This is a genomic window from Bartonella jaculi, from assembly GCF_039543045.1.
In the GTDB taxonomy this organism is placed as follows: Bacteria; Pseudomonadota; Alphaproteobacteria; order Rhizobiales; family Rhizobiaceae; genus Bartonella; species Bartonella jaculi.
Genome location: NZ_BAABIZ010000048.1, coordinates 1 through 5,219, shown reverse-complemented (window position 1 = coordinate 5,219; position 5,219 = coordinate 1). Strand labels below are relative to the sequence as shown.

Here is a 5,219-nt window from a genome sequence, read left to right as displayed (position 1 = left end):
GCAAAACTAACCGTCGCTAACAGATAACTGCCCTCGTCACACCGCGTATATACAACCCTTCAAACAAAAGAGTCAATATCATTTTCTCACATTTGTTTAAATTAAATCATTTTATTTTAAATTGCAACCAAAAAGTGTTGTATTGGAATGTATACCACCATAAAATCAAATTTATACCTTTTATAAAATTGCCCTTCTGCTTTTCTTTACTCTTATAATCTAACAAGCTATTCTTTGATAAAAGAGCGAGGGCTGTGTAAAAATAATCAAATTCTTGGTGAAATACCTTAAGCTATGCTAGCTTCTTACATTCATTAAAATGCATAATAAAAATCTTTTAAAGAGTACAATAAAAATCCATGTGGGATAACCAACATCAGAAAAATGATCCCGGACAGGACCCAGCTCTTGTGGTTAAACGGCTTCTTCCTGCCCGTCGACAAGTTTCTGTGCGTTGGCTCACAGGGACAGTTCTTACTGGAATCACTTCCTGCATTCTTATGGGTATTGCACTTTTTGCTGCTTTAGATGGGCAACAACGATTAGTAACACCCCCACAATGGTTTACACAAGAAAACCTATCAGAATCACAAGATCCTGACGCCAATGGGTATAAAGGTGATCGTATTTCTCCCACGCGCGCACGACAAAGCTTCGACAGCAAGCGCCAATTTGCTTTATCGATTCTACAAAAAAAGGGGGATGAGCAGGTCATTCAAACTCAAAATTTCGAATGGATTCGAATGGCTTTAGCTGAAGAGCGGCCAAAGCAATACAACTATCCTAAATTCGATGCCTTGAATATTTTTTCTGTTGATTCGAAAAATCAAGCGACCGCACCACAAACTTCCGGACAAATTTACGGAGCAAAAGTAGAAACAAAAATGATTCTCCGTAATTATAATTTTATTATTGATCAAGCAAACTTTGATGGTGCAGATACCCTAACCAGTGATGAAGCACAACAAGAATTAAAAAAAGCGGGATTTTCTTTAGAAAAAACCAATGAAGACCTCTCGCTTCTCACACTCATCGACCCATTGAAATTAGACGGCTTACCCTCAGCTCCACAATTTAGAGATACTCCAGAGGTACGCATCGTTCAAGAAAATGTTACCGTTTCTCCTCAAAACCACCGAATTGATCTTACCAAAAATTATGCTGAAGATATTATTCCCATTCATAAAAAACAAAAAATAATCGATGCACTTAAAGAAACTGAATATACAAAAGAACAAATTGAACAGGTTGCAAAAACTTTAGCCATATTGAATAAATCGGATACCCTCAAAGAGGGAAGCCTTTTACGCATTGGGATTGTGACACAACCTGGAGAAGAAGATCATCTTGTGCGTGCCAGCATCTATAAAGGCATGTATCATGTTCTCACCATTGCCCTCAATGATAACGACCAATTTGTTGAAAGTGCAGAACCAGAAATGTCACACGCACTTAAAACCGCTTTTCAAAATGGTATTCCCCATTCTCTTGTCAATACAACACAATTACCAACGGTTTATGATGCCATTTATAATGCTGTGCTCAGCCATAATATGTCAAAATCTCTCTCTCAGCGTCTCATTCGTCTGCTTGCCACCAATATTGATATGAAAAGCCGTATCACACCAACCGATCAACTCGAAATATTTTATGCCGTGCCACCACAAAACGATACAGGAAAAAACGGCAAAAAGAGCCAGAAAGCAAAACAACCAACCCCAAATACCGATCCTGAAATTCGTTACATTAGTGCCACTTTCGGCAATGCAACCTACAAATATTACCGTTATCAATCAAAAGACGGAAGCGTGGATTATTATGATTCAAACGGCAAAAGCTCAAAACCTTTTTTGCTCCGCAAGCCCCTTCCAAATGGTATTTTCGGCTCCCCTTTTGGACCACGTAAACACCCTATTTTAGGATATGTTCGCATGCATACAGGCGTTGACTGGATTGCACCAAAAGGCTCTCCCATTATGGCTGTTGGGGATGGTGTTGTCACAAAAGTGGGCGTAACAGGCGGCTATGGAAACCATACAGAAATTCAACATGCCAATGGATATGTCAGCAGTTATTCGCACCAAAGTAGTTATGCGCCAGATATAAAACCAGGTGTTAAAGTACGCCAAGGACAGGTCATTGGATATGTTGGAACAACGGGGCTGGCAACGGGTCCCCATTGTCACTTTGAAATCATTGTCAATGGCACAAAAGTTGACCCCATGCGCATTCGTATACCTGATAGCAAAGCTTTAACCAATCAAGACCTGCAAATATTTTTGCGTGAAAAAAATAATATTGATTCTCTGATAAACAGTCCGATAACGCCATCAGAAGATTCTTCTTAACCCACCTTGTAAAACGTCTTGCTGATCAAAACAGAGAGGGGATTCTTTAACTGTTTTACAAATACACACAATAAACATCATGAAAAAGCATCTACAACAAAAACAAAAAGCCTAGAATTTTTCGCATTTATTCCTACCAACACATTAATTCATTATCGATAAAAGTAGCGCGAGAAAGCACGATGCTTGTAATATCGTCCAACGCTTGGAACAGAGGGTAAGCCTTCATACCCTTGTGGTGATTAACTTAACAGGAACTAAAGCAACAAGAGATGAAAACATCAAGGATTAAGTGAGCCAATCTTTTAAATTATCTGTTCACTCTAATGCAGAGAGTTTGAGTCATTCATGGGATTTACGGAAATATCCACTCCATGCAACTTCAAAATTATCCACCTTATACGGTTGAATTGAAACAGAATAATACCACCATACGCATGAAGAAATCTTTAGATTATCTGAAACAAGATTGGCAGCTCCTGATACAAGAGGAAAAGGCACCCTATGAGTTTCCACGATGCTCATTCCGCGTTTATTGCCAGCGTTTATTGCCAGCTTCTATTGCCAGCTTCTATTGAGAAAGGAAGCGTATTTCTTAATGTAAAGATTCTAGAAATCTAGCTGCATTTAAAATCAATCATTACAGGTTATAATATACACAATAATATACAAAGTCATCCTTGCGAAACACGCGATCGTTACCAGAGCTCTTGTCATGCACAAGATAATAAAGTCTTCGAAAATGTCCGCGTATACATAGTAAGAGAACTGTTCAAAGGAGATGACTATCGCATCGATATACGAGGAAAAGACATTCACGTTAAAGCTTATAGCATCCTCTCAAACTTTACAAAAACCGCATGATTGATGATGAAATCTACCGCTCATTGCCTGGTTTTAAAAAACATCACACAAAAGTCATAAAGCTTTGATTTTAATATCTTTTTCGTAGATCGCTGCAGAAAAGTAGAGATATCGATAAAAAACGAAATGCGTACGAGCACTTGTTTACAAACGATTTGATCTAACTTTTGTCTCGATAAACTATTTTTATAAACTATTTTTCAGAGAGGTTATCTCGTCTCAAAAAGAGCTAAAAATGTAATTCGCAAAAGATGAATTTTAACAGCTCCGATAAGAGCACGCCTACTCAATATTTTAGAGAGTTATTATAGTTGGGTGAATAATTTTATGGAATACAAATATACGATAATTGCTACTCTTTCTTTTAGCATCTTTATTTGTATGCAGCCTTATTTTTCGCACGCGCAAAATGTTTCTGTGACACACGAAACAAGGCGAAGCTTCATCGAAAAATTACCTAAACCTCAACAAAGTGCATTTGATGATCGTTCAACAGATGTCTACATCGTCAATGAGCTTACCAATCCGCCTACTTCTATGATATTAGTGGCAAAAGGTATAGAGCGTGGAAAATGGAAAGCGGGTGGATACTGGGGAAACGCAGGGCCTTCCAATATAATTGCACCTGGCTCCGCAGGAAAAGCAGCGACCACATCGACTGCTTGGCTTTTTGGATCCGGCGGTTGGGCTAAATATAAAGTACAAGACGACGGAACCCTTTTAACCTTCCGCTGGTATAATCCATATCTGGGGTTGCCTGAATACTCCAATACCTCGAGCAAAAAAAACTATTATTTTGAACGAAGGGAAGAGGAAGGGAAGAACGCAAGAATAATTTGGTACATAAAAAGAAAGTCCCCCATAAAAAATTATTCTGTCGTCATAACAGCCGATCCGCAACCATGGCGCTTAGAATCTGGCGATCCTAACGCAGAGAGCAATAGAGAACCATGGATAAAAGCAAATAAAAAAGTTGCCAATGCAATAGAAACACACGCCGCTGCATTTTATATAATCAACGGCGACTTAACTGAGTATGGTCGACCACAAACCTATCAAGACTATGCGGATGTGTATAAAAGCATTGTTTATCCTCTCTATGAAGGATTAGGCAACCACGATTATTACAATAATATTCGTGATTGTACGATACCGATATCAAATCTCTCAAAGGATGCCTGTGCGGTGAGTGCTGTTAAAAGAATGTTCCAAGAAATAAGAAAATATAGCAGTGCCTTACCTGAGTTTAATACACACGAAGCTAATCGTCGATTTATTAGCCATAATGTCATGCGTCATGTGATAAAGGGGAGTTTAAGTTACTCCTGGGATTATGGAGATATTCATTATGTACAGCTTCAAAATTATCCAACTTATACTGCTACTTTATATGACGGTCAAACGAGAGTCATAATAACAAAAGCTTTGAAATGGTTAGACCAAGATTTAGCCGCTGCTGATCGAAGGGGGAAAGTTACAATTCTCAACTTCCACGATGCCCGTCCCTATTTTAAAGATAATGATTCGCATTTTCTTCATCCGCAAAATGCTAAAGATCTAGCTGTCTTTAAATCCATCATTCAACGTCATAATGTCAAAGCAATCTTTGTAGGACACGCGCATGGACAATTCTCTTGTCGAGCACGAGATGATAAAGTTTTCGGAAATATCCCTGTATACACAGCGGGAGCACTGTTCAAAGGGGATTACTATCTCGTCAATGTATGGGGAAAAAACATTCACGTTAAAGCTTATAATGGAAAAACAGGCAAACCAGCTCTGGTCAAAGATTTAGGGCTAAATGGATCCAAAGTAAAATGGTGGAGGAGTTGTAGTAATTTATAAAGATATTTGTTTTTCTCAACCTTGATGAACAAAGTGGGTTTACACAGTTTACTTGTAATCTATTTATATCTATGTAATAATACGTATTATGAATAGATTTGTTGGGATAGGTAAGGCCGCTCAAGCTTTGGGGGTTTCTATTAGCACTCTACGACGTTGGGA

Annotated in this window: 3 protein-coding genes; all 3 read left to right on the top strand. The window is 38.4% G+C overall.

Going from position 1 to position 5,219, the window contains the following annotated elements; all coding sequences use genetic code 11:
* Positions 1-359: 359 nt before the first annotated feature.
* On the top strand, positions 360-2,348 hold the full coding sequence (locus ABD915_RS08810; RefSeq protein WP_345117471.1) for a M23 family metallopeptidase: 1,989 nt from the start codon (positions 360-362) through the stop codon (positions 2,346-2,348).
* Positions 2,349-3,539: 1,191 nt separating this feature from the next.
* The gene (locus ABD915_RS08805; protein ID WP_345117469.1) at positions 3,540-5,057 is read left to right on the top strand and encodes a metallophosphoesterase; all 1,518 of its coding nucleotides are present in this window, start codon (positions 3,540-3,542) and stop codon (positions 5,055-5,057) included.
* An 88-nt stretch (positions 5,058-5,145) separates the two neighbouring features.
* Positions 5,146-5,219: MerR family transcriptional regulator (locus ABD915_RS10340; protein ID WP_486303703.1), on the top strand; the 74-nt coding region annotated here is incomplete at its 3' end.

Bases quoted from the DNA above. Each gene is read 5' to 3' on its own strand.
- ABD915_RS08805 (WP_345117469.1), top strand. From the start codon at position 3,540: ATGGAATACAAATATACGATAATTGCTACTCTTTCTTTTAGCATCTTT.
- ABD915_RS08810 (WP_345117471.1), top strand. From the start codon at position 360: ATGTGGGATAACCAACATCAGAAAAATGATCCCGGACAGGACCCAGCT.